The sequence below is a fragment of the Pseudomonas sp. NPDC099000 genome (genome assembly GCF_044759925.1).
Taxonomy (GTDB): Bacteria; Pseudomonadota; Gammaproteobacteria; order Pseudomonadales; family Pseudomonadaceae; genus Aquipseudomonas.
In genome coordinates, this window is sequence record NZ_JBIWAF010000003.1 from 1 (window position 1) to 26392 (window position 26392).

Sequence of the window (26392 nt, forward strand, 5' to 3'; positions counted from 1 at the left end):
AAAAAAAATTATAAAACATAAAACAAAAAAAGGAACCACAATCTATAAAAAAAATACTCTAAAACCATGAACAAAGATAAATGCTACGCAGGAAGAACCCTGGCCGAGACTGAGTGCAAAGAGCAGGAAAAATTCTTGTAGATGGTTGGATCGAAATTCAACATATCGTGTAGAGATTCTCAGTGACACAAGCAGCACAGTGGCGCCACCTTAACCCTTTTTCCGGAACGTGCCAATGCTTCCTGCGAAGGTTTCTCTGTTTTCATGACTGACGGTGCACCGGATTGCGGCGAAAGCCCAGATATCACAGGGGATCGGCGAGAATTACGTCCCGGACTTTGAACCCGGAGCGCGCGCCCGGTAAGATGCCGGACAGAATTTTTCCACCTCGCTATTCAGGACACCCGCCATGAGCATCAAATCGGACAAGTGGATTCGCCGCATGGCGCAAGAGCACGGCATGATCGAACCCTTCGTAGAGCGCCAGGTGCGCGGTGAAGGCGCCGAGCGCGTGATTTCCTACGGTGTTTCGAGCTATGGCTACGACGTGCGCTGCGCCGATGAATTCAAGGTGTTCACCAACATCAATTCGGCGACCGTCGATCCGAAGAACTTCGACGAGAAGAGCTTTGTCGACGTCAAAAGCGATGTCTGCATCATCCCGCCCAACTCCTTCGCCCTGGCGCGCACCGTGGAATTCTTCCGCATTCCGCGCAACGTGCTGACCATCTGCCTGGGTAAAAGCACTTACGCCCGTTGCGGCATTATCGTCAACGTGACGCCGCTTGAGCCCGAGTGGGAAGGCCACGTGACCCTGGAGTTCTCCAACACCACCACTTTGCCGGCGAAGATCTACGCCAACGAAGGTGTGGCACAGATGCTGTTCTTCGAATCCGACGAAGAGTGCGAAGTCTCCTACAAGGACCGTGGCGGCAAGTATCAGGGCCAGCTCGGCGTCACCCTGCCGCGCACCTGAGCCATTCATCTGGCAGGTCGCGGGAATTCTTGAGCGGGTAGACACTCTATTGGGTGTACTGCCCGGTTCGCGTACAGCGGACGGGGCCATCGCTCAGGAGTGCTTTATGAAGATCGATCCGCGAATAAGTGCCGAACTGGCAAGGCTTGAGCCCAATCAGATTGGCGTCTTGGCCTGGTCCTTGTTGGCACATCCAGCCATCAGCATGGCAGGGGGCATCCCCGGCCAGCCTGATCCCGATACCCCCAACGAACAGCCTACCGAGCCCGGTGAACCCACCCTGCCGGATGAGCCGCCTCCCGCGCCCGTAGCCTGATCAGCGCAAAGATCTGTAGGAGCGAAGCTTGCTCGCGAAGGCGGTGTGTCAGCCAACATCATCCTTACCTGACCACCGCCTTCGCGAGCAAGCTTCGCTCCTACACGCTGACTGGCCATATTTCGTTGTCGCCGATGACAAATATCCTGCAGCTGTCGTCCCGTCCGACCTGATAACCACCGGTAAACGCGCCGAAGGCCGGGAGCAGGCTGATGTCCTCTCCCAATCTGAAACACGCCAGGCGCAAACGCTGCCGACCTTTGCCGTTCAGCCGATACACCGGATGCACATGCCCGGCGAGTACATGCCGGTGCGGATGCGGGTCGGGCTCATGCTGCAAGGCGAACGGCCCGAGCAACAACGGCTCAGGCACCACGCGTATGTTTAACGACGCCGGCGGGTCCCCGGCGCGTTTGTCGTGGTTGCCGCGGATCAGCGTCATCGGCAGATCCGGGTGCCGCGCTCGCCACTCAGCCAGGGCGCTTAACGTGCTGGAGGCATGGGAGCCAGGCGCGTGCAGAAAGTCCCCAAGGAAAATCAGCTGCCGACAGGGCAGGGCGGCCAACAACCCGTCCAGTACAGCGACATTGCTGGCGGTGGTGCCATGGGGCACTGGTTGGCCCAGGCTTCGATACGCCGCCGCTTTACCAAAATGCACATCGGCGACCAGCAGGGCTTGTTGCGCCGGCCAGTAAATGGCTTTTTCCGGCAGCAGCCACAGTTCTTCACCGGCCAGTCGCACGGGATAGGGCGTACTCATCAGGTTTTCCCGGTTTCAGCGGTTTTCTCAAGGTCGGTGACCATGCGTCGGATACGGTCCGCGAGTTTTTCCGAACTCATGCTTTCCCGCATGCGCTCAACCAACAGGGGAAATCCCAGCGGTGTAGGACGTTTGATCTGATGCAGGTCCAGTTTCAGTCGATTGATGCGCGCCAACGTCTGTTCCAGACGATGAATATCCAGTTCTTCCCGTAGGACTTCTTCCCCGGCCTGGGCCAGCAACAGATTCCCGGCGTCGTACTGCTTGAACACCTCGAAGAACAGTCCGCTGGAAGCTTGGACCTGTCGTGTGCTTTTCGGTGCGCCGGGGTAGCCGGCAAACACCAGTCCGGCAATTCGCGCGATTTCCCGAAAGCGCCGAAGCGCGAGTTCGCCGGCATTCAAGCTGGCGAGTACATGGTTCAACAAGTGCTCGGGACTCAGCAGGCCAGGGTTCAACACCTGCGACCAATCCACTGATGTGGCGCTGAGCAACTCCAGCCCGTAGTCGTTGACCGCAATGGAAAACGTCACCGCCTGCTGCTGGCTGACCCGCCACGCCAGCAAACTCGCCAATCCCAGATGCACCTGACGCCCGGCAAAGGGGTACAGGAACAGGTGCCAGCCTTCGCGGGATTTCAGTGCTTCGGCCAGCAACGAATTTGAGGTCGGCAACCCGGACCAGCGTTGCTGCACCTCCAGCAGCGGCCGCAGTGCGCGCATTTCCGGGCCGATAAACTCGCCTTGCTCCGCCGCACTGAAACGCGCGACCACCGCCTGCGCCAGTTCGTTGGAAAGCGGCATCCGTCCGCCATTCCAGCGCGGCACCGCGGCTTTTTTCGCGGTGCTGCGTTTGACATAAGCGGTCATGTTTTCCACCCGCACCAACTCCAGCAAGCGGCCCGCGAACAGAAAACCGTCGCCCGGTTTGAGTCGCGCAATAAAACCTTCCTCGACACTGCCCAGCTGCTTGCCGCCGCCGCCCTTGCTCCAGAACTTCAGCTGAATGCTCGCATCGCTGACGATGGTGCCGATGCTCATGCGATGTCGCCGCGCCAGCCGCGCATCCGGTACACGCCAGACGCCAAGCTCGTCAGGCTCGACCCGGCGGTAATCCGGATAGGCTGTCAGAGAAAGCCCTCCGTGGCGTACGAAAGCCAGTGCCCAGGTCCAATCCTCCACGGTGAGGTCTCGATAGGCCCAGGCTCCACGGACTTCTTCATACAACTCATCGGGTAGAAACCCACCGCCCAACGCCATGCTGACCACATGCTGAACCAGCACATCCAGCGGTTTGTGCGGTGACTCGCGGGGCTCGATACGGCGTTGCGCCACGGCGTCTTGAGCCGCCGCCGCTTCGATCAGCTCCAGGCTGTGAGTCGGCACCAGCGTCACCCGTGACACACGGCCCGGCGCATGACCGGAACGCCCGGCCCGCTGCATCAGGCGCGCCACGCCTTTGGCCGAGCCGATTTGCAGCACCCGTTCCACCGGCAGGAAATCCACCCCCAGGTCCAGGCTTGAGGTGCAGACCACGGCTTTGAGTTGGCCTTCCTTCAGCGCTCGCTCGACCCAGTCGCGGGTGTCGCGCGACAGTGAGCTGTGGTGCAAGGCGATCAGCCCGGCCCAATCGGGGCGCGCGTCCAATAAAGCCTGATACCAGATCTCGGATTGCGCACGGGTGTTGGTGAACACCAGGCTGCTGGGGCTGGAGTCTATTTCGGCGACGACTTGCGGCAACATCGTCAACCCAATGTGCCCGGCCCAAGGAAATCGCTCGATGGCGGGCGGCAGTAGGGTGTCGACTCGCAGTTCCTTGGAGGTCTGGCCTTGAACGCTGATGCCGCCACCCTGTGGGATCAATACCTGTTCGGCGTGGGTCTGATTACCCAGCGTTGCGGAAACGCCCCACACGATCAGATCCGGATTCCATCGGCGCAAACGGGCGAGGGCCAGTTGCAGCTGCACGCCACGCTTGTTGCCGAGCAGTTCGTGCCATTCGTCGACCACCACCATGCGCAAGGTCGATAGCGCTGTTTGCGCATCGGCGCGGGCGAGCATCAGGGTCAGGCTTTCGGGGGTGGTGATCAGCGTGGTGGGCAGGCGCCGGCTCTGTCGCGCACGTTCGCTGCTGCGGGTGTCGCCGGTGCGCAGGCCGACGCTCCAGGGGATCTGCAGGTCGTGCAGCGGCGCTTCCAGGGCGCGAGCGGTGTCGGCAGCCAAGGCACGCATCGGCGTTATCCACAGCACCGTCAGCGGTTCTGTCAGCGGTTTTCGTTTGCGAGGGTTTTCAACGGGCGCAATCGACGTGGCGAAGCGATTGAGCGCGGCAAACCAGACTGCATAGGTTTTACCGGCACCAGTGCTGGCGTGCAGTAATCCGGACTCACCGCGCTTGACGGCCGTCCACACTTGTTTCTGAAAGGCGAATGGCTTCCAGTCGCGGGCGCTGAACCATTGTGTTGCGTAGTCGGTGGAGGATCCCATGCCGGCGGTGTGCGCTCTGAAAGTCTTCTTTCAGTGACCGCGACGCGGGTGAACAAGTTTAATTGCAGTACTGCCGATCGACACCTGAACCCTGTAGGAGCGAAGCTTGCTCGCGAAGGCGGTGTGTCAGCCGACATCATCGTTGTCTGACACACCGCCTTCGCGAGCAAGCCTCGCTCCTACAGGTTTTGCTGTGTTACTTGAGGTTGCCGCTGAGGAACTGCTTCAGCCGCTCGCTCTTCGGATTGCCCAGTACGTCTTCCGGCGCGCCTTCTTCCTCAACCAGGCCCTGATGCAGAAACAACACCTGGCTCGACACTTTGCGGGCGAAGCTCATTTCGTGAGTCACCATGATCATGGTCCGGCCTTCTTCAGCCAGGCCCTGAATCACTCGCAGCACCTCACCCACCAGCTCCGGGTCGAGTGCCGAGGTCGGTTCGTCGAACAGCATGACTTCCGGTTCCATGGCCAATGCGCGGGCAATCGCCACGCGTTGCTGCTGACCGCCGGAAAGAAACGCCGGGTATTGATCCGCCACCCGCGCCGCCAGCCCGACCTTGTCGAGGTAACGCCGCGCGCGGTCTTCGGCTTCCTCTTTGCTGCAACCCAGCACCCGGCGCGGGGCCATGGTGATGTTTTCCAGCACGGTCATGTGGCTCCACAGGTTGAAGTGCTGGAACACCATGGCCAGGCGGGTGCGGATTTTCTGCAGTTCATCGGGGTTGGCCACGTGCATGCCGTGGCGATCCTTGACCATGCGGATGTTCTGGCCATCCAGGGTCATGGCGCCGTCGTTGGGTTGTTCGAGAAAGTTGATGCAGCGCAGAAAGGTACTTTTGCCCGAGCCGCTGGCGCCGATCAGGCTGATGACGTCGCCGGTGTTGGCCTTGAGTGAAACGCCTTTGAGCACATGATGATCGCCATAGCTTTTATGCAGGCCTTCGATGGTCAGTTTGTACATGGGGCATGCATCCTCAAGGCGAAAGTAGGTAGCCGCTGCGATAGGCTTCGGTGCCCGCGACATGCGCGATCACCATGCCGGCAGTGGCCATGCGCCGCAGCGAACGGGCGTACATCAGGCCGGCGGCGGTGCAATGAACGGGGGTGACGCGATCGTTGATCGGGTCAATGATTTCGGCGATCAGCTGCCCGGCTTCGAGGTATTCCCCCGGCAGCGCGGTGAACACCAGCAGGCCGCCCACCGGTGTCGACACCGGCTCGACGCCGGCCAACGGTGTGGCCGGGTAGGGCAGCTCGGGCAATGGCGCCGCTTCGCCGGCAATGGCGCCGAAGTGAATCAGGTAATCGATCAGCGCCTGGCAGTCGAGGCTGGCCAACGGGTGATTGACGTCACCCTGGCCGCGCAGTTCGACGGTGACCGAGAAACTGCCGAGCGGAATGTCGAATTGTTCGCCGAAGCGTTCTTTCAACTGCCACCAGAGCAAGGTGAAGCATTCATCGAACGACTGCCCGCCAGAATCGGTGGCCAGCAGGCTGGCTTCGGCACCGATGTACCGCGCCAGAGGTTCGACCTGGGGCCAGGCTTCGGGTGTGGTGTAAAGGTGGGCGACCGCTTCGAAATCGCAGTGCAGGTCCAGCACCATGTCCGCATCACAGGCCAGTCGTTGCAGGGTCAGGCGTTGGGATTGCAGTTGCGTGCTTGCGGTCTGCCTGGCGAGGGCGTTGCGCAGGCTTTCGCGGATCAACTCGAGGTTGCGCTGCGGATCATCGCCGAGCTGGCCTTCGAGCTCGTTGCCGACCGCTTCGCTCAAATCAACGAACCAGCGATTGAAGTTCTGCCCGCTTTCCAGCTCGTAGCGGCCCAGCGGCACATCCATCAGCACCTGTTCCAGGCCGACCGGGTTCGCCACCGGCACCAGCACGATTTCGCTGCGCAGGCGGCCAGCGGCTTCAAGTTCCGCCAGACGCTGCTTGAGGTGCCAGGCCACCAGCATGCCGGGCATTTCATCGGCGTGCAGTGACGACTGGATGTAGATCTTGCCTCTGGCCGACGTTGGGCCGAAGTGGAAGCTGTGAATCTGTCGTGCGGTCCCCGGCAGCGGGGCCAGCAAGTCATGTATCTGGTGGCGCATGTTTGTCTCTTTATCCCTGAAAGCGGGTCCTAGTGGGTCGGCCCGAGGAAGGCCAGCCATCGGCGTTCGGCGAGGCGGAACAGGCCGACCAGCGCAAAGGTAATGGTCAGGTAGATCAGCGCGGCGATGCCGAACGACTGGAAGGTCAGGAAGGTCGCCGAATTGGCGTCCCGGGCGACTTTCAGGATGTCGGGGATGGTCGCGGTGAAGGCCACGGTGGTCGAGTGCAGCATCAGGATCACTTCGTTGCTGTAGTAAGGCAACGAACGGCGTAAGGCTGACGGCATGATCACGTAGGCATACAGCTTCCAGCCTGTCAGCCCGTAAGCCTTGGCCGCTTCGACTTCACCGTGGGCCATGCTGCGGATCGCCCCGGCGAAAATCTCCGTGGTGTAGGCGCAGGTGTTCAGGGCGAACGCCAGGATCGTGCAGTTCATCGCATCGCGAAAGAACGCATCCAACACCGGTTGGGCGCGCACGGCGGCCAGGCTGTAGATGCCGGTGTAGCAAATCAGCAACTGGATATACAGCGGCGTGCCGCGGAACAGGTACGTGTAGAACTGCACCGGCCAGCGAATGTAAAAGTGCGGCGAAACCCGAGCGATGGACAGCGGGATCGACACCAGGAAACCGATGAAGATCGAGGCGCTCAGCAGCCACATAGTCATGGCCAGCCCGGTGATGTTGTAGCCGTCGGTATAAAGGAAGGGTCTCCAGTATTCCTGCAAGAGTTCGATCATCGTACAGCCTCCCGGGAACCGGCGGCGTAGCGGCGTTCGAGCCAGCGCAGGACGAAGTTCGAGGCACTGGTGATCACCAGGTAAATCAACGCAGCAAGCACCAGGAAGTAAAACAGCTGATAAGTGCTTTTACCGGCATCCTGGGCCGCCTTGACCAGGTCGGCGAGGCCGATGATCGAGACCAGCGCGGTGGCCTTGAGCATCACCATCCAGTTGTTACCGATACCCGGCAGGGCGAAACGCATCATTTGCGGGAACACCACGATTCGAAAGCGCTGGCCACGTTTGAGGCCATAAGCGGTGGCAGCTTCGACCTGACCCCGAGGCACGGAGAGAATCGCCCCGCGAAAGGTTTCGGTGAAGTACGCGCCATAAATGAAGCCCAGGGTGATGACCCCGGCACTGAACGGGTTGATCTCGATGTATTCCCATTCCATGAAATCGGTAAACGACGTCAACCAGGTTTGCAGGCTGTAGAAAATCAGCAGCATCAGCACCAGGTCCGGTACGCCGCGAATCAGCGTGGTGTAGATCTGGGCCGGAACCCGCACCAGTTTGACTTTTGACAGTTTGGCAGTGGCGCCGAGCAGGCCGAGCAATACGGCCACCAGCAGCGACAACGCCGATAATTTGATGGTCATCCAGGTGCCTTCCATCAGCAACGGACCGAAGCCCTTGAGGCTGAAGGCTGAGAGCCCCAGGTTTTGTAATAGGTTTTCGAACATAAATCAGCAACCTGATCGGATGAAAAAAGCGCCCATCGCGAGATGGGCGCCGGGCATTATTTGCCGCTGTACAGATTCAGATCGCCAAAGTGTTTCTTCTGAATGGTGGCGTAGGTGCCATCGTCGTGTAACGCTTTGATACCTTTATTCAAAAGCTCTTTGAGGTCTTTGTTACCTTTAGAGATACCGATAGCTGTTTTGGCTGGCAGCAATTCGCTGTCAACCGGCTTGCTGACTTCGTAGCCTTCGCCCTTTGGCGACTTCAAGAAGCCCAGTTCGGCTTGCAGCATGTCCTGGATCGCAGCGTCGAGACGACCCGACATCAGGTCGGAATACACCTGATCCTGGTTCTGATAGGCCTGGGTTTTCACGCCAGCCTTGTCCAGCACGGCCTTGGCGTAGGCTTCCTGGATGGTGCCTTGCTCGTAACCGACAGTCTTGCCTTTCAGCGAAGCGGGGTCTTCGCTCAGGCCGGAACCTTTCTTGAATACGTAGGCGGTTGGGCCGGAAAACAGCTCTTCGGAGAAGTCGATGACTTTTTCGCGGGCCGGGGTGACGGTCATCGAAGAGATCACACCGTCGAATTTATTGGCCTTGAGGCCCGGAATCATGCCGTCGAAATCGCTTTCGACCCATTTGCACTTGACCTTCAGCTCGGCGCAGATCGCGTTCCCCAGATCGATGTCAAAGCCCACCAGGCTACCGTCGGCCGCTTTCGACTCGAACGGAGCATAGGAAGGGTCAACGCCAAAACGCAGTTCTTTGTATTCCTTTGCCATGGCGGAGCCAGCAGCCATGCACAACGCCAGTGCAGAAAGGGTCAGCAATGCTTTTTTCATTATTCAATCCCTAAGAACCAATATGAGCGCTTGTGGCGCAGAATTATTGTTACTGGAAAGCGTAAGACCCATTGAAAGTAGCAATTTCCGAACCAGAGTCCCGAACAAGCGTTTTAAAAGGTGATACAAGAAGTGGCAACAGGGGATTTGTGCACGAAATCGGGCGTCGGAAAAAAGGTGCACCAACTTGGTTCAGATTGGCACAAATCCATGTGGGAGTGAGCCTGCTCGCGATAGCGGTGTATCAAGAAACACGTTACTGCCTGACACTCCGCTATCGCGAGCAGGTTCACTCCCACAGGGAATTTGGTTAGCCCAGTAAATCCTGCAACGTGCCGAGGTTGTCTGCTTCTTCCACCGACTTGTCCTGCCGCCACCTCAACATCCGTGGAAACCTCACGGCAATCCCGCTCTTGTGGCGTTTCGACAGGGCAATGCCCTCAAACCCCAGCTCAAACACCAGACTCGGTTTCACGCTGCTCACCGGCCCGAATTTTTCTACCGTGGTCTTGCGCACGATGCTGTCGACCTGGCGCATTTCCTCATCGGTCAGCCCTGAATAGGCTTTGGCGAACGGCACCAGGGTTCGTTCGCTGGCGTCCGGCGGGCCGTCCCAGACCGCGAAGGTGTAATCACTGTAGAGACTCGCCCGGCGCCCATGGCCGCGCTGCGCATAAATCAGCACCGCATCGACGCTGAAGGGGTCGACTTTCCATTTCCACCAGACGCCCATGTCCTTGGTCCGGCCGACGCCATACAGCGCATCCCGGGCCTTGAGCATCATGCCTTCGACGCCGAGGCTGCGGGACGCTTCGCGTTGCCGGGCGAGGTCGAACCAGTCTTCGCCGGTCAGCACCGGTGAAGGGAGTAACACCGGGCTGTTGCAGGTGGCGATGAGCTGATCCAGCTGAGCGCGGCGCCTGGCCTGAGGCTGGCTGCGCCAGTCTTCGCCTTGCCATTCCAGCACATCGTAGGCGAGCACCACCACGGGCACTTCTTCGAGAATTTTCTTGTCCAGGGTTTTGCGGCCGATTCGCTGCTGCAACAGCGCGAACGGCAGCACCGCTGGAGCGGACGGCGATTGCGGGTTGAAAGCATCGTCAGTGCCGGGTCGAGGGGCTTTCCAGGCGACGATTTCGCCATCGATCACTGTCCCGTCAGGCAGGCCGTGCAAGAGGCTGTCGAGTTCGGGAAAGCGCTCGGTCACCAGTTCTTCACCGCGCGACCAGATCCACAGTCGCCCTTCACGCTTGACCACTTGCGCGCGGATGCCGTCCCACTTCCATTCCACTTGCCACTGGCTCGCCGGGCCGAGCACGGCTTCGAATTGCTCGACCGGTTGGGACAGGGCATGGGCCAGGAAAAACGGGTAAGGCTGGCCACCTCGCTGGGCATGTTCGTCGGACGATTCGGCGGCGATCAATTTCAGGTAACTGGCGGCGTTCGGGCGATTGGACAGGTCGGTGTACCCGACCAGCCGCTGGGCCACGCGTTTGCTGTCGAGCCCGGCCATGGCCGCCAGGGCTCGCGTCACCAGCAGCTTTGAGACGCCGACGCGGAAACTGCCGGTAATGAGTTTGATGCAGAGCATCAGGCTGTGACGGTCCAGTTGTGCCCAGAGTGCGGGCAATCGCGCTGCGAGGACTTCCAGGGATTCGCCACGCAGTGGCAGCAGCTTGTCTTCAATCCACACCGCCAGTCCGTCGGTGGAGCTGTGCAGGGTTTCGGGCAGTACCAGCGAAATGGTTTCCGCCAGATCGCCGACCGCCTGGTAACTTTCTTCGAACAGCCAGGGCTCAAGGCCGGAAAACTCGACGGCCAGTTCACGCAGTACGCGCACCGGCACCAGCTGCCGAGGTCGCCCACCGGACAAAAAGTACACCGCCCACGCCGCATCTTCGGGTGCAGCCTGGGCAAAGTAGGCCTGCATCGCGGCAAGTTTGGCATTGCTTGAAGTGGTGGCGTCGAGTTCGGCATACAGCTCGGCGAAGGCCTTCATGACGCCACCTCGAGGGGCTCGGGTTCGGCGGCGTTGTCTTCCTCATCGTCGCCGTATTCGGTGCTGAAACCCATGGCATCAAGGCCCTGTTCGCGCAGATGCCGCACCAGCACGGCCACCGAACTGTGGGTGACCATGACCCGTTCGGCGCCGGTCTGCTCGATGGCCCAGAGCAGGCCGGGCCAGTCCGCGTGGTCGGACAGTACAAAGCCACGGTCCACACCGCGTCTGCGCCGCGTGCCGCGCAATCGCATCCAGCCGCTGGCGAAGCCGTCGCTGTAGTCGCCAAAGCGGCGCATCCAGGTGCTGGCGCCAGCCGAGGGCGGGGCGATGACCAGCGCCTTGCGCATCATCGGGTCGCTCTTTTGCACGTCGCCGACATAGATCGTCGGCGGTATATAAACGCCGCTCTCGCGATACACCCGGTTCAGCGGTTCCACCGCACCATGCACCAAAATAGGGCCGAGACTGGCGTCGATGCCGTGGAGAATCCGCTGGGCTTTGCCGAAGGAATAGCAGAACAGCACGCTGGTTTTGTCGGCGGCGGCATTGGCCTGCCACCACTGATTGATCTCGTCAAAGATCTGCGCCTGGGGTTGCCAGCGATAGATCGGCAGGCCAAAGGTCGACTCAGTGATGAAGGTATGGCACTGCACCGGTTCGAACGGCGCACAGGTGCCGTCCGGCTCGATCTTGTAATCCCCCGAGGCGACCCAGACTTCGCCGCCGTATTCCAGGCGCACCTGGGCGGAGCCGAGGACATGCCCGGCGGGGTGAAAACTCAGGGTGACACCGTGGTGCCGCAAGCGCTCGCCATAGGGCAGGGTTTGCAGGTTGATGTCCTGGCCCAAACGCGCCCGCAAAATCCCTTCGCCGGGCGCGGCTGCCAGATAATGCTGGTTGCCGGTGCGGGCATGGTCGCCGTGGGCGTGCGTGATGACCGAACGCTCGACTGGCCGCCACGGGTCGATATAAAAATCGCCGGCGGGGCAGTACAAACCTTCAGGACGCGCGATAACAAGATCCATGTTGTTACCAAAATGGGGGGACTTGTTAGCTATGAGGTTTGCGGCAGGCGAGAAGTTCTATCGATTTTCGCGCGCTGATCGTTCCCATGCTCCGCGTGGGAATGCAGCCCGTGACGCTCCGCGTCACTGGACGCGGAGCGTCCCTAGAGGCATTCCCACGCAGAGCGTGGGAACGATCAGTAGCGAAAGGGGTTACTTGCCAGGTGTCAGGGTCAACCGCGTCTTGCCGTATACCTTGTCAAAGTTTTGCGGTTGCATCGGCAAACTCATGTATTGCCCCTTCAGCCATGGATCAATGCTGTCGAGGTAGTGCGGGCTCGCCGGGTTGCCGGACTGGCCGGTGCTGTTCTGCCCCATCAGCGGTTCCGTCTGGCTGAAGTCAACGATAAAGCGCATGGCCGGCGCCAGCGTGGTGTTGAAGTCCTGGCCCCAAGTGAAGGCCGCAGTGTTCAGCGTCGTGTGATCGCCGCCGGCTGCGAGCGGACCGCGAACGGTCTGGCCGCTGGCATTCTTCCATTCATAGCGGTGCAATTTGCCCCACTGCCAGGCTTTGTGATCGCCGCCCAATTGACTGTCACCGGCGCTGATCGCTGCCGCCAGACTGCGGGCGAGGATCGCCGGCTTGTCTTCTTTTTGCGACGTGCGAGCGTCATCCCAGAACGGACTGTCCTCGCGGCCCAGCAAGTGATCGGCCTGAGCCGCGTAAGACAACTTGCCGTTGGCGATAAAGGCTTTCCACGCCGGGCTGCTTTCCGGGCCCAGTTCGTCGAGGAAAATCTGTTTGGTGCTTTCCTGCAGGAACAGCTCGTAGATCGCCGCATCCGCGGAGGTCGGGCTGAGTTTGCCGTCGAACGCCATCAAGCGGGTAAACGCCTCGCGAGCCTTGCCGCGATCGGCCACCGGCAACGCTTCGATGGCCTGTTTGAGCGGCTGGGCCATGCCCGGCGCTTCAAACATTTTCTTCAGTTTGGCGGCGAACGTCGTGGTCTGGTCGTATTGCATCGCGATCACGCTGCGCGTGTCGTGTTTGCCCACACCCGCCAGTTCGGCCAGGCGTTCGCCACGTTCCGGCGCCGACCAGGAATTGGACAGTTGCATGCCGTAACCATGGGGAATGACCCGCTGGTTGGCGGTGCCGAGCCAGCCTTGGGCCGGGTCCTGATCATACGGGTGGAGCATCGGGTCGGCGTAACCGTCCCAATCGTAGCGACCTTCCCAGCCCGGCGACGGCAGCAGGCCTTCGCCTTCGCGACGGTTCGGGTAACGCCCGGTGACTTGCCAGCCGATGTTGCTGGCGTCGGCAAAGACCAGGTTCAAGGCGATGGCGCGGATTTCACGGCTGGCGTCCGAGGCTTTCTCGACGTTCTGCGCCCGGGACAGGTCGAAAAACGCGTCCAGGGTTTTGTCGTCCGTGAAGTTCGGCGTCTGCAAGGCCAGGCCGAAACCATTGGCCAGCGTCGTGCCTTGGGCGCTGTTGAGCAAAGGACCGTGTCGGGTTTCGTACACCACTTCGCGAATCGGCCGCTGGCCTTTGACGAAGTAGGTTTCGTTGCGCACGATTGCCGGCTGCCATTTACCGCCGACTTCATAGGTCAGGCCGTTGCCTTGGCGTTTGATTTTTTCCAGGAACAGGTCCTGGTTGTCGCCCATGACCGAAGTCATGCTCCACGCCACTTTGCCGTTGAAACCGCCGAGCACCATGGGCAAACCGGCAATCGTCACGCCAGAGGCCTGGTATTTCGGTGCGCGAATCTGCACGTAGCTGAACAACGATGGCACGCCCAATGGGCCATGGCTGTCGCTGGCCAGCACGCTTTTGCCGCTGCGACTGCGTTGCGGGCCGATGGCCCAGTTGTTCGACGAGGTGGCGCCCAACAGGTTCAGGTCGGACAGTTGCGCGGTGGCTTTGCTGATGTCGGCCAGGCCCGGGATGGCGCCATTGAGCTTGATGCCCTGAAGTTTTTCGGCTTCGGCCAGCGGCAGTTTTTCGTCGGGGGCGGACGGCGTCAGCCATCCGAGTTTGTCGGTGGTGACGGTCTGGGCCAGCATCAGCGCGTTGATTTCTTCCGGCAGGTTGGCGGACTGACTGAAGTTCAACAGGCAGAAAATCAGCGCCGAATCTTCCGGTTGCCAGTATTCAGGCTTGTAACCGGTAGCGGCGAGGTCGACCGGCAGCTTGTCGCGGAAACGGAACAGGTAGGCGTTGACGCCGCGGGCATAGACTTCGAAGAAGCGTTTGAGGCGCGGCGATGAAGCCTTGTACAGCTCGCCGGCGCTTTTCTTCAGGTTGACGGCGCGCATGTAGCGGTCGGCGTCCAGCAGGTCCGAGCCGGACATCTCCGACAAACGGCCCTGGGCCAACAGGCGCAAGGTGACCATTTGCGTGAGGCGGTCGCTGGCGTGGACGTAGCCGAGGGCGAACAGTGCGTCGTGGAAGCTGTTGCTTTCGATCAGCGGCATGCCCATGGCATTACGACGCACCGAAACGTTCTGCGCCAGGCCCTTGAGCGGCTGTACGCCGGTGGTCGGCGGGAGGGTGTCCTGGGTGTTCCAGGTCTGACAACCGGTCAGGCTCAAAACACCGGCCACTGCTGCGGCAACGCCGAACCGGGGACGAAAATGTGTAAGGGCTGGCGAGGCCATGGCAAAGCTCCTGCGGGGGGTAGCGTCATTAAAGGCGCTACGTTAGTGAGCAGGAGGAGGGCGCGCAAGCGGCGGCGGGGTTATTTCTTCTCGATGATCGTTCCCACGCTCTGCGTGGGAATGCAGCCCGGGACGCTCTGCGTCCCAAAAGCGGACGCGGAGCGTCCGATGAGGCATTCCCACGCAGAGCCTGGGAACGATCCTGGGTCAGGGTTTAGGCGGGTTGACCTTGGCCGCCAAGGCATACGCCTTCACCGTCGCCGGGCGGTTCTGGATGTGGTTGAACCAGCGCAGCACGTTGGGGAAGTCTTCCAGGTTCTGGCTCTGCCACTTGTGGGAAACAATCCACGGGTAGATCGCCATATCGGCAATGCTGTATTCGTCACCGGCGACAAACTCATTGTTGGCCAGTTGCTTGTTCAAAACCCCATACAGGCGGGCGGTTTCATCAATGTAGCGTTTGATCGCGTAGGGGATTTTCTCCGGTGCAAACTGGCTGAAGTGATGATTTTGCCCCGCCATCGGCCCCAGGCCGCCCATCTGCCAGAACAACCATTGCAGCGCTAGCTGGCGACCGCGCAGGTCCTTGGGCAGGAACTGGCCGGTTTTCTCCGCCAGGTACAGCAAAATCGCCCCCGACTCGAACACCGACAACGGCTCACCGCTATCGACGGGCTCGTGATCGACGATGGCCGGGATTCTGTTGTTCGGGGAAATTTTCAGGAAGTGAGGCTGGAACTGCTCGTTCTGGCTGATGTTGATCGGGTGCACGTTATACGGCAGGCCGGCTTCTTCCAGGAAGATCGAGATTTTGTGGCCGTTGGGGGTGGTCCAGTAATACAGGTCGATCATGAAGTGCTCCACATAAGAGACGTCGTTAGGGTCGGACAGCGACCGCGGGCATCAGGTCGTCCTGTTTGCGTTCGATGGCTTGCCTGTAAGAGGAGGTGATGCTGAAGTGCGTGAAATTCAATGACCTCGTGTGAGAAAAGTCGGCATGGAGCTCAAGAGCAGCGCAGCACTGATCATCATCGACCAACAAAAAGGCATCCTGCTGCCCAGACTCGGTCGGCGAAATAATCCTCAGGCCGAGGAACGGATTCTCGATTTGCTGGCGTATTGGCGGCGAACCGGGCGGCCGGTGATTCATGTTCAGCACCTGTCCCGCTCAGCGGATTCAGTGTTCTGGCCGCAGCAATCGGGCGTTGAGTTCCAAGAGCGTTTCCAGCCGTTGGCCGGCGAGCAGCTGATTCAGAAGCAGGTGCCGGATGCGTTTTGTGCGACCGGGCTGGAAGCGCATTTGCGCGAGGCGGGGATCGAGCAGTTGATCATCGTGGGCGTTGCCACCAACAACTCGGTGGAGTCCACGGCGCGAACGGCCGGGAACCTGGGGTTTGACGCCTGGGTGGCGGAGGATGCGTGCTTTACGTTCGACAAGGCCGATTATTTTGGCCATGCGCATTCAGCCGAGGAAGTGCACGCGATGTCGCTGGGGAATCTGCACGGGGAATATGCGACGGTGGTCAGCACTGCACAGATTTTGAAACCTGACTGAAACCCTGTAGGAGCGAGGCTTGCCCGCGAAAGCGGTGTAACCGACACATTGATAGTGAATGTGCCGACGTCTTCGCGGGCAAGCCTCGCTCCTACAGGGTTATGTGCGCACAGAACCAATGTGTGCGAGCCTGCTCGCGATGGCGATTCAACTGGCGAAAAAATTATCCGCCGCAAGCATCAAGCGCCGTGGCACTTCTTGAATTTCTTGCCGTTGCCGCATGGGCAAGGGTCGTTGCGGCCGACGTCTTTCAAGGCGTTGCGCACCGGTTCCTGGTGGGCGTGGCCGCAGTTCGGGCCGTGGACATGGCCATGGTCGTGATCATGGTGGTCGTGAGGCTCATGATCGTGGTTGCAGTCAGGGCCATGGACATGGGGTTGTTGGGTCATCGGTTTTGCTCCGGAATTAAATCGGCGGGGATTATCACGCCATTGCGCGCCAGGTGCACGTAGTGCGCGATGAATAAACCGGTTTCCATTTCACCTTCCAGCCGATAAGGGATGGGCTGATCGGGTTTTTTCAGCATTTTCACCACGTCCCGTACCTTGGGCCACAGATTGGTACGGATCGGCACCTTGAAATAGGCACTGCGTTTTGGGCCGACGGTGAACCAGTGTTCATGCTCGCCTTCGGCCAGCAGCAGGTCGCCCAGGTGAATGCGGTACTCAAGGCCGCGCACTGTCAGGTCGCTGTCGTTGGGGTTGTCGACGCGAAAGTGCAGGATGAATTTCTGCTCCATCAACTTGGCCCGGACCACTTCGACCTTGACCAGATGCACTTGCGGATCCGGCAGATCGTCACCGAACCAGGACGCGCAGCCGCCGAGCCCGAGAAACAGGAGCAGAGTGAACAGACAGAGTGCGCGTCGCCGGGTGATCATGGTTCACCTCAACTGCCGAAATACCCCGCACAACACTTCTTGAATTTCTGCCCGCTGGCGCACGGGCAGGTATCGTTGCGTCCAGCCTTGAGTTGTACGGTGGGGTCGATGAAGTACCAGTGCCCGGCGTTCTGCACGAACGAGGAGCGCTCGCGGTGGCTGTGTTCACCGCCACCGTCATGCCAGCGTGCGGTGAACGTGACGAATGCGTGTTCTGGTTGACCGCCCAATACCTCGGAGCTTTCCACCTCAAGTCCCAGCCAGGTGCTTTTTGCGCTCCAGTCGCTGATGGACTGCCGATCCAGGTCAGCCTGTTGCGCGGGCAGGGTGGTTGCCACCAGATAGTCGATCAGCCCCAGCACATAGGCGCTGTAACGCGAGCGCATCAAGGCTTCTGCACACGGCGCCGGATGCCCGGCATGGTAATGGCCGCAGCAGGCGTCGAGCAGGGTGCCGCTGCCGCAAGGGCAAATGGATGTACTCATTGCATTACCACCAGTATTTCCCGAAGTTTTCCGGATTGGCCCAGAACCGCGAGTTGAGCCAGTCGGGCACCTGTTTATAGTCAAGCAGATCGTAGGTGAACAGCGTCAGCACTTGATCGTCGCGTTGGAAACGTTCACTGGCCTGCAAGGCCAGGGAAAAGAAATCCGTCTCCTGCCAGCCGCTGGCCGGCAAATCCGCCAGCACCGCAATGCGGCTGGCGTTGAGATTACGGATCCCGCCTAACAAATTCAGACCGTCACGCTTTGGCAGGTGTTCAAGGCAATCGACCACCAGCGCCAGGTCAAAGCGGCGCGCCGCCAGTTCGGCCGGCAACGCACCCGGTGCCGCATGCGCCACGCAGCTGTCCGGGTGCGCGAGCTTGAACGCCTCAAGTGCGGGGAACTCGCTGGCGCCGATCAACAACAGGCGCGCGGGGGCGTATCGATCCAGCAAAGCGGCCAACGCCTGCTGGGGCGTGCGCGAAGAAATACCTGCAATCATTAGAGTTCCTCAATCAGAGCACCAAGACTAGCCTGCCCAAACGTCCGGGCCTAGAGCGGGTTTGCGCCAAAATCGGCGAACTGCCGTGAACACAGGGCAAAACAGCAATTGTCTATTGCTGGCGGAGATTAAAACTCCGGTCTTTACTCCCTGAATCGGTTCTAAGCCGATCCCTCAGGAGAAAACTAGATGAGCATAGTTCGGACAGCATTACCCTTGGTTCTGCTAACCAGTGTGTTGACTGGTTGCGCAGGTTTGCAGAAAACCGACTGGCCGACCTGTGCGGCGGTCGGTGGTGTCATCGGTGCAGGTCTCGGCGCGACCGAGAGCTCGGCATGGGCGGGCTATGGCGCGCTGCTCGTTGGCGGCACGGCAGCGGCCTATTGCTGGGTTCACGGTGATGGCGACGAAGACGGCGACGGCGTGCCGGACAGTCGCGACAAGTGCCCGGGTACGCCTAGAGGCGTGAAAGTCGATGCCGATGGCTGCCCTCCACCGGTGCCTGCGCCAGTGGTCGAAGAGGCCGCGGTGGTCAAGGAAGAAGTCATCGTTATTCGTGATGTTCACTTCCAGTTCGACAAAGCCACACTCACCTCTTCTGACAAAGAGGTACTCAACACAATCGCCACGCGCCTGAAGCAGGAGTCCAGCACTGCCCAGTTAACCGTGACCGGTCACACCGACAGCGTGGGCAGTGATGCCTACAACCAGAAACTGTCGGATCGCCGTGCGCACTCGGTGGTGGAATACCTGATTTCCCAAGGCGTGCCACGCAGCAGCTTCGTGTCTGTGGCCGGTGCCGGTGAAAGCCAGCCGGTGGCCGATAACAAAACCGCTGACGGCCGTGCCCTGAACCGTCGCACGGAAATCAAAATCAACCGCTAGACCCCATCCGCTCCGCGGCTTGTGCAGTCGCGGATGCGGGTCTTTACTCCTGTGTAACCGGTATGGGCCGGTAACACAGGAGCTTTCCATATGAGCGTTCTCACACGGACCGTCTTGCCGGTTCTGCTAATAGGCAGCCTGTTGACCGGTTGCGCAACTCACAGCGATGGCACCGCCCCCCTCAATCAACGTACCTGGCCGATCTGCAGCCTCATCGGCGGACTGGTCGGCGGAGGCCTGGGCGCGATTGAAAGTGCCGGCTGGGCAGGCGGTGGAGCAGCGCTCGGGATCGTGACGGGCGGCTTGATCTGTTATGCCCAGGATGGCGATGAGGACGACGACGGCGTTTTCGATCGGCGTGATCGTTGCCCCGATACGCCGGCCGATACGCCTGTCGAACACCACGGTTGTCCGTTGCCGCAGTATCCGGCCAGCGTGAAACCTGCCGAACCTGTGCAACCCGAAGTCATCACCCTGCCCGGCGACGTGCTGTTTGCCTTCAACAAGTCTGACCTGAGTCCCTCCGCGCAGAGTCAGCTGGATGCGCTGATGAGCAAACTGCAAAACGCCGATGTGGTGAGCATCAAGGTGATCGGCCACACCGACGGCGTGGGTTCGGATGAATACAACCAGGCGCTCTCGGAGCGTCGTGCCAGCAGCGTCGCGGCCTATCTGTTGAGCCAGGGCCTTGCGCCGAACAAACTCACCAGTGAAGGCAGGGGCGAAAGCCAGCCGATGGCCGACAACGAAACGGATGAAGGACGCGCGAAAAACCGTCGAGTGGAGTTGCACATTAATCGCTAAGCCCCGAACTAGAGCCGTCGGACAACATTTACGGTTGATCCGACGGCCATTCGGCGGCCTTCATGAAGAATTTTCTGTTGCCCTCTGGCTTATCCCTCGCGGAAGCCGTTACTGTGCGCGCAAAGAATAATTCTCAACGGGGGGCGTATGAAGGTGATTTGGGGGCTGGGGAAGTTGTTGACCCTGCTGTTCTGGCTGGTGGTGCTGGTCAATCTGCTGATCCCGTTTGTCAATCCGCTGCACCAGTTGGTCGATCTGGCTGGCGGCGTGTTGGCGTCCCTTCATCTGCTTGAGGCGGTGTTCTGTTTCCGCAGCCTCAGGGGTCGCGCCCACCCTTGGCGTGATCGCTTGAAGATCCTGTTCTTCGGCGTATTCCACCTGCAAACCCTCCCGGCTCCGACCGCATCGAAGGCTTCCCATGCGTAAACTCTGTCTGCTCGCCACACTCATCAGCCCATTGGCCTGCGCTCAGGTAGTCAGTGTCGAAACCAATTCGTTGATGCGCCTGCCCAACACCGCCAGCACCTTGCAGCTTGAACGCCTGGAAGTCGCCGACTACGGCACCTTGTTGATTCCTTCGAATGTGACCGAAGTGACCGTTGGCGAATTGCATCTGGGGCGTGAGGCGCGAATCGCCATCGTGCCAAGTGAACAGGCGCTGGAATTGAAAGTCAGCCGTGCCGAGTTGTCTGAAGGCAGCCAGATCACGGCTCGCGGGGCGCCGGGGACTTACCTCAAGGCTGCCCGCTCGGGACGCAACCTGAATTTGCAGATCAAGGCACTGAATGCATCGCAGTTGTCGGTGGACGCTCGCGGTGGCGCGGGCGCGCCAGGTTTTGTCGGGCTCGACGGGGCCAACGGTCAGGCACCGGGTTGCACCTGGGGCCAGGCCGGTCGCGGTGCCGATGGCAGCAATGGCAGTGATGGCCAGCCGGGCGCGCCCGGTGCGCTGGTCAGACTGGAAGTGCCACGTGATTATCCGGTTGAACAGATCAAGGTTCAGGTGGCGGGCGGTGCCGGTGGCATTGCGGGGCCTGGCGGTAAACCGGGTGCGGGCGGCAAGACCAAGGGCTGCCTCGTTTACGAGGCCGATGGCGGCAAAAGCGGCCGCCCTGGGGTTGATGGCCAGCCGGGGCCTGCGGGCGCGGCGGGTTCGGTAACCGTACAGCGGTTGTAAGAGTTGTCCGATAGTTCCCACGCTCTGCGTGGGAATTCAGCCCGTGACGCTCCGCGTCACTGGACGCGGAGCGTCCCTTGAGGCATTCCCACGCAGAGCGTGGGAACGATCACGGTCTGGCCGCAGCAATCGCCACCAGCACCAGCCCGACAATCAAATTGATCCCCACCAGTTTGCGAATCTTCCCCAGCGTCGCCGCCCCGCTCGGCCAATCCTGCGCGTCCACCGCCGTGCGCAACTCCGGCAACAGCAACGCCTGAATCCGGATAAACAGCGCGGTCATCACCACGTACAGTCCCATCATCACCTGCACATACCGCGGCGCGGCCTCAAACCCGGCGTATTGCAGATGAATCATGCCCACCCCGCTGACCGGTAACAGCACCACCGCGACCCAGACCCAGCGGAAAAAACCTTGAAACACTTCCACCCACAGCTTCAACCGCGCGGGGCCTTCCAGGGCCTTCATCGCCGCGGGCCGCAAGATCATCCAGGCGAAAAACATGCCGCCCACCCACACCAGGGCGGACAGGACATGCAGGGTGTAAACGATGCCAAAAGGTGTCATTGAGGTACTCCGTTCTGCGCGGGATTAATTAGCGCGGTATGATAGCCGCCGAACCGAACCACTGAAAATTTATCCAGCGTTTTTTGCGCCCGACAATCCATGATCAGCACCGAACTCAAAACCACGATCCAGGGCGCCTACTCGCGTTTTCTAGAGGCCAAGAGCCTGAAACCGCGCTACGGCCAACGCCTTATGATCGCCGAAATTGCCAAAGTCCTCGGTGACATCGACACCGACGACGAAGGCCGGCGCAGTGGCGACCCCGCGATTGTCGCGGTGGAAGCCGGCACCGGTACCGGGAAAACCGTGGCCTACAGCCTGGCGGCGATCCCCACCGCCAAGGCGGCCGGCAAACGCCTGGTGATTGCCACGGCCACCGTGGCCCTGCAAGAGCAGATCGTCTACAAGGATTTGCCCGACCTGATGCGCAACAGCGGGCTGAATTTCAGCTTCGCCCTCGCCAAGGGTCGTGGGCGCTACATGTGCCTGTCCAAGCTCGACATGTTGCTCCAGGAAGGTCACGCGCAAACCGCCACGGCGCAGCTTTTCGAAGAAGAAGGTTTCAAGATCGAGGTCGATGAGGCCAGCCAGAAGCTCTTCACCAGCATGATCGAGAAGCTCGCCGGCAATAAATGGGACGGCGACCGCGACAGTTGGTCCACCGCCCTGGAAGACGCCGACTGGGCGCGCCTGACCACCGATCACAGCCAGTGCACCAACCGTCATTGCCCGAACTTCGGCCAGTGCGCCTTCTACAAGGCCCGCGAAGGCATGGGCAAGGTTGACGTGATCGTCACCAACCACGACATGGTCCTGGCCGACCTGGCGTTGGGTGGCGGTGCCGTGCTACCGGACCCGCGCGACACCATCTACGTGTTCGACGAAGGCCACCACTTGCCGGACAAGGCCATCGGCCACTTCGCCCATTACACGCGTCTGCGTTCCACCGCCGACTGGCTGGAAACCACCGCCAAGAACCTCACCAAACTGCTGGCCCAGCACCCGCTGCCGGGTGACCTGGGCAAGTTGATCGAACAGGTGCCGGAACTGGCCCGCGAGATCAAGACCCAGCAGCAGTTCATGTTCACCGCCTGCGAGCAGGTCGCTGATTTCAAACCCGGCGAAGACGTCGAGGGCCGCGAGCGGCCGCGTCATCGCTTCGTCGGTGGGGTGATTCCCGAGCACATGCGCGAAATGGGCATCGAGTTGAAGAAGGGCTTTGCCCGACTGACCGACCTGTTCACCCGGCTCACCGAACTGCTCAAGGAAGGCATGGACGGCGAGGTCAACATCGGCATCGCCAGCAACCAGGCCGAAGAGTGGTATCCGCTGTTCGGCAGCCTGTTGTCCCGCTCTTCGGGCAACTGGGAATTGTGGGTCGCGTTCACCGCTGAAGACCCGGAAGACAACCCGCCCATGGCCCGTTGGCTGACCCTGGCCGAAAGCGGTTCGCTTTTCGACATCGAGGTCAATGCCAGCCCGATCCTGGCGGCGGAAATGCTCCGTCGCAATCTGTGGAACGTGGCCTACGGCGCGCTGGTGACCTCGGCAACCCTGACCGCACTCGGCACCTTCGACCGTTTCCGCATGCGCGCTGGCCTGCCGAAAAAAGCCGTGACCGCCGTGGTCCCGAGCCCGTTTCATCATGCTGACGCTGGCGTGCTGCGAGTGCCGGACCTGAAGGCCGATCCGCGTGATGCGCCGGCCCACACCGCAGCGATCATCCGCGACTTGCCGGCCTTGGTGGAAGGTTCGCGCGGCACCCTGGTGCTGTTCTCCTCGCGCAAACAGATGCAGGACGTGTTCGACGGGCTGGACCGCGACTGGCGCAAGCAAGTGTTCATTCAAGGCAACCTGTCGAAACAGGAAACCCTGAACAAGCACAAGGCCCGTGTCGATGGTGGAGACTCCAGCGTGCTGTTCGGCCTGGCGAGTTTCGCCGAAGGGGTCGACTTGCCCGGTGCCTATTGCGAGCACGTGGTGATCGCGAAGATTCCATTCTCAGTGCCCGACGATCCGGTCGAAGCAGCACTGGCCGAATGGATCGAAGCCCGTGGCGGCAATCCATTCATGGAAATCTCCGTGCCGGATGCCTCGCTGAAACTGGTCCAGGCCTGCGGTCGCTTGCTGCGCACCGAGGAAGACCGCGGCACCATCACCTTGCTGGATCGGCGCCTGGTCACCCAGCGTTATGGCAAAGCGATACTCAACGCATTGCCGCCTTTCCGTCGCGAAATTTCCTGAAACACCGGTGGGCTTTTTAGCCCGCCGCGTTGTCTATCGTTCAGTCATCACTTTTCCATTGGCCCATTTGGTCGTTAGGGAGAACCACGTTCCTATGATTCGCCGTTCGTTGCCTGCTGTATTCGCCTTGATCTTTGCAGCCCCTTTGCTGGCAGCCCCTGCCGGCCAACAGACGCTGTTCAACTTTGTGCGCCCCGCTGACGTGGTTCAAGTGGCGACTCAGGATGCCAGCCTGCCGCAATCCAATGCGGAGCAAACGGCCGAAGGCGAAGTGTTGCGTCGGGTGACGTTCAATCCGGTGGCGCAACCGACCTTGCGTCTGACCCCGCAAACCGGGGCCTGGGACTGGTCGCAGTCAGGTGTCATGAGCTTGCGCATCCAGAGCGCGATGGACTGGGCCGTGACCCTGTACGTGAAAATCCAGAGCAACGATGGCAAGACCCTGATCAGTCGGGTCGATTTGCCGGCCGGACCGGCTCAGACCCTGCTGGTGCCACTGCAACCGAGCTCGCCGCTGAGCCAGGGCATGAAGGCCGGGCCGCCGATGCCGATGACGTTTGACGGTCAACGCGTCTTGCTGGCCAGCAGCGCCGGTGAGCTGGACCGCAGCCAGGTGGTGTCGGTGACGTTGTCGATGGATCAGCCAAAAGTGGCCCAAAGTATCCTGCTTGAGCGCTTCGGCGTGCAGGACGGTGAAGCGGTGACCAAGGCGGCTTATGGCGGCCTGGTGGACGTTTACGGTCAATCGAACCGGGCCAAATGGCCGGAGAAGGTGAGTAGCGATGAGCAACTGAAGAGCGCCGCCGCCAAGGAGCAGCAACAAACCAACACCTGGCTCGCCGAGCGCGCGAAGTTGTCCCTGGACAAGTTCGGCGGCTGGAACAACGGCCCGGCGTTCAAGGCCAGCGGTTTCTTCCGCACTGAAAAGCGTGACGGTCGCTGGTACCTGGTGACCCCGGAAGGACATCCGTTCTATTCGCTCGGAGTCAACACCGTTACCCCGGACGTCAATCAGACCTACATCGCCGGCCGCGAGTGGATGTTTGAATTCCTGCCAAAACCGGAAGAACCGTTAGCCAGCCATTATGGCGAAGGCGACAACCGTGGCGGCAACGGCGCCGATCAGGGCCGTGGCTATAACGCCGGTCGCTGGTACGACTTCTATGGCGCTAATTTGCAGCGCCTGTATGGCGCACCATGCGGGCTGGGCAGCGACACCAAGGCGGGCGTTGCCGAAGCGGCCAAGGCTGACGCGGTCGAGGCCACGGCCGACAAGGCCGCCGAGCAACCTGTCGCGCCTACGACTGCCGAATCGGGCGTCGCCGAAGCCGCCAAGACCGGTGCGGAGGAAGCGACCGTCGCGAAAGCCGCCGAACAAGCCCCCACCGAACCCTGCAAAGCAGTGGTAGATGAAAAACGCTGGGCCAACCACACCCTCGATCGCCTGCAAGCCTGGGGTTTCAACACCGTCGGCAACTGGAGCGCCCCGGCGCTGGCCAATGCTGACCGTGTGCCGTACACCTTGCCGCTGTCGATCGTCGGCGATTACGCCAGCATCAGCACCGGTACCGACTGGTGGGGGGGCATGCCCGACCCGTTTGATCCGCGTTTCGCCATGGCCACCGAACGCGCCGTGGCCATCGCCGCCCGCGATCATCGCGACGATCCCTGGCTGATCGGTTACTTCGCCGACAACGAACTGGCCTGGGCCGGTCCCGGCGACGATCCGAAAGCCCGTTACGCGCTGGCCTACGGCACCTTGAAAATGACCACCGACGTGCCGGCCAAACGTGCGTTCCTCAAGCAATTGCGCGACAAGTACCGCAATCAGGCCGGCCTTTCCAAGGCCTGGGGCATCGACTTACCCGCCTGGGAATTGATGGAAGACCCGGGTTTCGTGCCGCCGCTGCCGAGCGCCGAACACCCGGAAATCGAGGCTGATTTCAAATACTTCCAGAAGGTCTTTGCCGATACCTACTTCAAGACCCTCTCCGATTCGCTCAAGTGGCACGCGCCAAACCAGCTGTTGCTGGGCGGTCGTTTTGCCCTCAGCACCCCGGAAGCCGTTGAGTCCTGCGCCCAGTATTGCGACGTCGTGAGTTTCAACATGTACACGCTGAAACCGCAGGATGGCTATGACTTCGCCAAATTGCGCAGCCTGGACAAACCGGTGCTGATCACCGAGTTCAATTTCGGCTCGGCGGATCGCGGCCCGTTCTGGGGCGGCGTAACGCAATTGGCCAAGGAAGAAGACCGTGGCCCGGCGTATGCCAACTTCCTCAAACAGGCTCTGAGCGAACCGTCGATTGTCGGCGTGCACTGGTTCCAGTACCTCGATCAACCGGTGACTGGCCGCCTGCTGGATGGCGAGAACGGTCACTTTGGCCTGGTGGGCATTACCGATCTGCCGTTCCAGGGCTTCGTCGACACCGTGCGCAAGAGCAACCTGGCGACCCTCGATCAGTTGGGCAAGGAGGCCGAGAAGGCCAAGGCGGAAGCGGACAAAGCCAACCATGAAGGCGAGGGCGGCAAAAAAGGTGATGCTGGCAAAGGCGCAGGACAGGGTCCTGGCCATGCGGGCGGGCATTCGGCCAACGGCCACTGAGTCCTGCTGGACCGCGTTATCGTTCTTCGCGGGCAAGCCTCGCTCCTACAAGTGCACCATCGAACCTGTAGGAGCGAGGCTT

At 60.7% G+C, this 26392-nt stretch carries 25 protein-coding genes; 9 read left to right on the forward strand and 16 right to left on the reverse strand.

Annotated elements, in window-relative coordinates; translation table 11 throughout:
• Positions 1-409: 409 nt before the first annotated feature.
• Entirely contained in the window at positions 410-976 is a 567-nt protein-coding gene (dcd, locus tag ACIQV9_RS04640; protein ID WP_007947207.1) for a dCTP deaminase, read from the forward strand.
• A 106-nt stretch (positions 977-1082) separates the two neighbouring features.
• Positions 1083-1292: a hypothetical protein gene (locus ACIQV9_RS04645; RefSeq protein WP_010462659.1), complete on the forward strand. Its 210-nt coding sequence runs from the start codon at positions 1083-1085 to the stop codon at positions 1290-1292.
• Positions 1293-1392: 100 nt separating this feature from the next.
• On the opposite strand, the gene pdeM is transcribed toward ACIQV9_RS04645, so the two are convergent.
• The 11 genes from pdeM to ACIQV9_RS04700 all read right to left on the reverse strand — a co-directional run bounded on the left by pdeM (position 1393) and on the right by ACIQV9_RS04700 (position 15457).
• A complete protein-coding gene (pdeM, locus tag ACIQV9_RS04650; RefSeq protein WP_403098639.1) occupies positions 1393-2052 on the reverse strand; it encodes a ligase-associated DNA damage response endonuclease PdeM in 660 nt (219 codons plus the stop codon).
• Complete coding sequence (locus tag ACIQV9_RS04655; protein ID WP_403098641.1) at positions 2052-4538, reverse strand: ligase-associated DNA damage response DEXH box helicase; 2487 nt, start codon at positions 4536-4538, stop codon at positions 2052-2054. The genes pdeM and ACIQV9_RS04655 overlap by 1 nt, the downstream gene beginning before the upstream one ends.
• A gap of 196 nt (positions 4539-4734) precedes the next feature.
• The gene (locus ACIQV9_RS04660) at positions 4735-5499 is read right to left on the reverse strand and encodes an ABC transporter ATP-binding protein (protein ID WP_131059228.1); all 765 of its coding nucleotides are present in this window, start codon (positions 5497-5499) and stop codon (positions 4735-4737) included.
• 13 nt (positions 5500-5512) lie between these two features.
• Complete coding sequence (locus ACIQV9_RS04665) at positions 5513-6631, reverse strand: succinylglutamate desuccinylase/aspartoacylase family protein (RefSeq protein WP_403098644.1); 1119 nt, start codon at positions 6629-6631, stop codon at positions 5513-5515.
• A 29-nt stretch (positions 6632-6660) separates the two neighbouring features.
• On the reverse strand, positions 6661-7371 hold the full coding sequence (locus ACIQV9_RS04670; RefSeq protein ID WP_403098648.1) for an ABC transporter permease: 711 nt from the start codon (positions 7369-7371) through the stop codon (positions 6661-6663).
• Positions 7368-8096, reverse strand: coding sequence for an ABC transporter permease (locus ACIQV9_RS04675; RefSeq protein ID WP_403098650.1), 729 nt, complete (start codon positions 8094-8096; stop codon positions 7368-7370). Before ACIQV9_RS04675 ends, ACIQV9_RS04670 begins: the two co-directional genes overlap by 4 nt.
• 56 nt (positions 8097-8152) lie before the next feature.
• Positions 8153-8935, reverse strand: a complete 783-nt coding sequence (locus tag ACIQV9_RS04680) for a transporter substrate-binding domain-containing protein (RefSeq protein WP_403098653.1) — start codon at positions 8933-8935, stop codon at positions 8153-8155.
• Between the two features lie 310 nt (positions 8936-9245).
• A complete protein-coding gene (locus ACIQV9_RS04685) occupies positions 9246-10934 on the reverse strand; it encodes an ATP-dependent DNA ligase (protein ID WP_403098655.1) in 1689 nt (562 codons plus the stop codon).
• Positions 10931-11962 carry a ligase-associated DNA damage response exonuclease gene (locus tag ACIQV9_RS04690; protein WP_403098657.1) on the reverse strand — a complete coding sequence of 344 codons (1032 nt, stop codon included), beginning with the start codon at positions 11960-11962 and terminating at the stop codon, positions 10931-10933. The genes ACIQV9_RS04685 and ACIQV9_RS04690 overlap by 4 nt, the downstream gene beginning before the upstream one ends.
• A 192-nt stretch (positions 11963-12154) precedes the next feature.
• On the reverse strand, positions 12155-14605 hold the full coding sequence (locus tag ACIQV9_RS04695) for a penicillin acylase family protein (protein WP_403098659.1): 2451 nt from the start codon (positions 14603-14605) through the stop codon (positions 12155-12157).
• A gap of 207 nt (positions 14606-14812) precedes the next feature.
• Positions 14813-15457 carry a glutathione binding-like protein gene (locus tag ACIQV9_RS04700; RefSeq protein ID WP_403098662.1) on the reverse strand — a complete coding sequence of 215 codons (645 nt, stop codon included), beginning with the start codon at positions 15455-15457 and terminating at the stop codon, positions 14813-14815.
• 145 nt (positions 15458-15602) lie between these two features.
• On the opposite strand from ACIQV9_RS04700, the gene ACIQV9_RS04705 reads away from it, so the two are divergent.
• Complete coding sequence (locus ACIQV9_RS04705; protein ID WP_403098665.1) at positions 15603-16160, forward strand: cysteine hydrolase family protein; 558 nt, start codon at positions 15603-15605, stop codon at positions 16158-16160.
• Positions 16161-16339: 179 nt separating this feature from the next.
• Here ACIQV9_RS04705 and ACIQV9_RS04710 read toward each other — a convergent pair whose 3' ends face one another.
• The 4 genes from ACIQV9_RS04710 to ACIQV9_RS04725 are packed head-to-tail and all read right to left on the reverse strand — an operon-like array spanning position 16340 to position 18027.
• Entirely contained in the window at positions 16340-16549 is a 210-nt protein-coding gene (locus tag ACIQV9_RS04710; RefSeq protein ID WP_403098667.1) for an SEC-C metal-binding domain-containing protein, read from the reverse strand.
• A complete protein-coding gene (locus tag ACIQV9_RS04715) occupies positions 16546-17040 on the reverse strand; it encodes an LEA type 2 family protein (RefSeq protein WP_403098670.1) in 495 nt (164 codons plus the stop codon). Before ACIQV9_RS04715 ends, ACIQV9_RS04710 begins: the two co-directional genes overlap by 4 nt.
• Before the next feature lie 8 nt (positions 17041-17048).
• Positions 17049-17525, reverse strand: coding sequence for a YchJ family protein (locus tag ACIQV9_RS04720; RefSeq protein ID WP_403098672.1), 477 nt, complete (start codon positions 17523-17525; stop codon positions 17049-17051).
• Between the two features lie 4 nt (positions 17526-17529).
• A complete protein-coding gene (locus tag ACIQV9_RS04725) occupies positions 17530-18027 on the reverse strand; it encodes a DUF6231 family protein (protein ID WP_403098674.1) in 498 nt (165 codons plus the stop codon).
• A gap of 189 nt (positions 18028-18216) precedes the next feature.
• Between ACIQV9_RS04725 and ACIQV9_RS04730 the strand changes: the two genes are divergently transcribed.
• The 4 genes from ACIQV9_RS04730 (at position 18217) to ACIQV9_RS04745 (ending at position 20893) form a co-directional block, all read left to right on the forward strand.
• Positions 18217-18912, forward strand: a complete 696-nt coding sequence (locus ACIQV9_RS04730; protein WP_403098677.1) for an OmpA family protein — start codon at positions 18217-18219, stop codon at positions 18910-18912.
• Between the two features lie 90 nt (positions 18913-19002).
• Positions 19003-19716, forward strand: coding sequence for an OmpA family protein (locus ACIQV9_RS04735; RefSeq protein WP_403098679.1), 714 nt, complete (start codon positions 19003-19005; stop codon positions 19714-19716).
• Between the two features lie 147 nt (positions 19717-19863).
• Entirely contained in the window at positions 19864-20142 is a 279-nt protein-coding gene (locus ACIQV9_RS04740) for a DUF1145 domain-containing protein (protein ID WP_403098682.1), read from the forward strand.
• Positions 20135-20893 carry a collagen-like protein gene (locus ACIQV9_RS04745; protein ID WP_403098684.1) on the forward strand — a complete coding sequence of 253 codons (759 nt, stop codon included), beginning with the start codon at positions 20135-20137 and terminating at the stop codon, positions 20891-20893. The genes ACIQV9_RS04740 and ACIQV9_RS04745 overlap by 8 nt, the downstream gene beginning before the upstream one ends.
• A gap of 109 nt (positions 20894-21002) precedes the next feature.
• On the opposite strand, the gene ACIQV9_RS04750 is transcribed toward ACIQV9_RS04745, so the two are convergent.
• A complete protein-coding gene (locus ACIQV9_RS04750; protein ID WP_403098687.1) occupies positions 21003-21461 on the reverse strand; it encodes a CopD family protein in 459 nt (152 codons plus the stop codon).
• A gap of 99 nt (positions 21462-21560) precedes the next feature.
• On the opposite strand from ACIQV9_RS04750, the gene dinG reads away from it, so the two are divergent.
• Positions 21561-23705 carry an ATP-dependent DNA helicase DinG gene (gene dinG, locus ACIQV9_RS04755; protein WP_403098689.1) on the forward strand — a complete coding sequence of 715 codons (2145 nt, stop codon included), beginning with the start codon at positions 21561-21563 and terminating at the stop codon, positions 23703-23705.
• 94 nt (positions 23706-23799) lie between these two features.
• Positions 23800-26310 carry a beta-galactosidase gene (locus ACIQV9_RS04760; protein ID WP_403098692.1) on the forward strand — a complete coding sequence of 837 codons (2511 nt, stop codon included), beginning with the start codon at positions 23800-23802 and terminating at the stop codon, positions 26308-26310.
• The last annotated feature ends 82 nt before the right edge of the window (positions 26311-26392 follow it).